Source organism: Nocardia sp. JMUB6875 (assembly GCF_041154655.1).
GTDB lineage: Bacteria > Actinomycetota > Actinomycetes > Mycobacteriales > Mycobacteriaceae > Nocardia.
Map to the genome: position 1 here is coordinate 1 of NZ_BAAFGR010000369.1, position 2,189 is coordinate 2,189.

General features: G+C 64.2%; 2 protein-coding genes and 1 pseudogene. 1 reads left to right on the forward strand and 2 read right to left on the reverse strand.

The window, feature by feature from the left end:
* Positions 1–606: 606 nt before the first annotated feature.
* The gene (locus tag ACAM49_RS39905) at positions 607–1,200 is read left to right on the forward strand and encodes a hypothetical protein (protein ID WP_369640700.1); all 594 of its coding nucleotides are present in this window, start codon (positions 607–609) and stop codon (positions 1,198–1,200) included.
* A gap of 2 nt (positions 1,201–1,202) precedes the next feature.
* On the opposite strand, the gene ACAM49_RS39910 is transcribed toward ACAM49_RS39905, so the two are convergent.
* Together ACAM49_RS39910 and ACAM49_RS39915 are read right to left on the reverse strand one after the other, a co-directional pair.
* Positions 1,203–1,526 (reverse strand): hypothetical protein, encoded by a 324-nt coding sequence (locus ACAM49_RS39910; RefSeq protein WP_040810758.1) that lies wholly within the window; start codon positions 1,524–1,526, stop codon positions 1,203–1,205.
* A gap of 52 nt (positions 1,527–1,578) precedes the next feature.
* Positions 1,579–2,189 (reverse strand): annotated as a pseudogene (locus tag ACAM49_RS39915) (hypothetical protein); the annotation flags it as partial.

Sequence of the window (2,189 nt, forward strand, 5' to 3'; positions counted from 1 at the left end):
GGAGTGTTGCGGTGGTCGGCGCAGCTTGCGGCTGCGGCTACGGCCATCGTGATCACCACGGTTGTGATCAAGCGTCTGTACACGTTTCACCTTCCAGGAGAATCAGGGCGGTCCGGGCGGCGAAAGAGCGCCGGACTCAGCAATTCTGGCGCATACCGGCGGGATCACCTTGCGGGAGATCGACTTAGGCACGGTTGGTCAGTTGTGCCGGCACGATCGGCGAGGGGGTGGAGGGTTGGTGATCGAATCACGTACCTGCGGGTCTACTTTCGCGGTGGGAGTTACCGGGCAGCGATGGGTGGGCGTGGCGGGTGAGGCGGATCACGCACAGAATGGGAGGGCTGTTGGATCCGAGTTGAAGGGGGCTCGTTGAGCGGCTCTGATGTTTCGATGCGATCGGTGGATGTCGTGCCCGGTCGTGCGCTCGCCGGCTTGACCGGTGTCGCCGTGGCGCTCGGGGTCGCCTTCGTGCTCGTGCCGGGGCCGCTGGCCGAGAGCGGTTCGGAGGGATTCGCCGATCAGGGCAAGTTGCGGCGGGCCTTGCGGGACGGGTTTGTCGCCTATTGGGAATCCGGGGATGGGGGACGGCCGCCCGCGCTGACCAGGGTGATCGATTACTGGTTTCGATATCACGTGGTGAAAGGGGCGATCGCGGGTGCGCTGCTCGTGGCGCTCGTGGTGTTGGCCGCATTGCTGTGGAAGGCATTCGTGCGTGGGGCGATGCTCGGTGCGGCACAGCGGATTTGGCTGGCGACGGCGGGGAGCCTGGTCGGGTTGTTCGCATTCGCGGCGCTGTTGGCGGTGATCGCGAATATTCAAGGGGCGGTCGCGCCGTTCTCGTCGCTGCTGCCGATGTTGCCGTCCGGGGCGGACGACCCACAGCTATCCGCCGTCTTCGATCAAATCCGGCAGCAATTGGCCGGTGATGGCACCACTTCTGCGCCGGTGAAAGATATGGTCGATGATTTCGCCCGATATCACGTCGCGGTGGCGGTCATGGCCGCGATATCGGCGATCATCGCGGTGTCTTGGCGGAAATTCGTACGAGCCTCCGAGGCACGTGCACGACGTGTGCTGTGCGCGGCGGGCATTGTCAGCGCACTACTGGGATCGGCCGCGGTCGTGTTGCTTATCGCGAACACGACCGCGGTGATCCATTCGACCTCGGCGTTGGCCGCATTCTTCAACGGCAGCTGGTGAGATCAGGGGTACGCCTGGATAACCTCGACGTTGACCAGGGCGTTCCACGAATCACAGCTGGCCCAGGATTGGTTCTGGCCGTACTGGATGGGGCCGTACTTCCAATAGGTGAATGGAACGGGCCAGGCGATACAGGTGAGTTTCACCTGATGCCAGGTGGGGAGTTCACACAGAGACATTCCGCCGGTGTTGAAGATGTTGTACACGTGGCAGTTGGCCTCCCACACGGGGACATCGGCCTGGGCTGTGCCGGTACCGGCGAGCATGGTGCCCGCGGTGGCGGTGACGACGACAGCGCCTGCAGCAAGCCGCTTCGCAGATAGCATTCCGACCTCCTGAATAGGTGTTGCCCGGAACATCGCGCCCACAGCGGGCGCGTTACTTTCCCGCAAATCGATTTTTCCCGGTATTCGGGCCGCGCGGAATGGGCGCGGTGAGTCGCCCGACGAACCGGCTCGCCGCGTCCGGACGGAGCTGGGAATGGTCGATATCGATTCCGGCGTAGCGAAACAGTCCATCGCTGACCAGGTGGTGCAGGCGCGGTTCCTCGAGTGTACGAGCCGAGAATTGGTACAGCTCAGTCAGTTTCGGCAGGATGAGGCCGAGATCGATGATCCGCGCCACCTTCCCTTCGGCCGCGATGACCTCCTCCAGGGATATTCGCGTCAGTGGATATCCCTGCGGAAAGACGTTGTGCAGGTCGAGAAAAACCCCGACCGAGCTGCGCCGCGGATCCGCCACCGGCCGGGTCGCCCACCCGAACCGCCCCAGCGCCAACGCCGGTCGCTCGGCGAGAACATGCGTGAACACCACCCGCGCCAGCGTCACATTCATCATGAACCGCTCGACCTCGGGCTCGGCCCGCGCCTCGTCCTCGTGATCAAGGAATCCGGAGATGATGCTGCGATTGTGCGCCCGATACCAGCTCACCGGCGACGGCGCCGCCAGAAATCCGCGCCATAGCATCGCCCCCGCCCCGACGTCGGCCC

Excerpts from the sequence above, each read along its gene's own strand:
- ACAM49_RS39910 (WP_040810758.1), bottom strand. The coding sequence starts at position 1,526 with ATGCTATCTGCGAAGCGGCTTGCTGCAGGCGCTGTCGTCGTCACCGCC.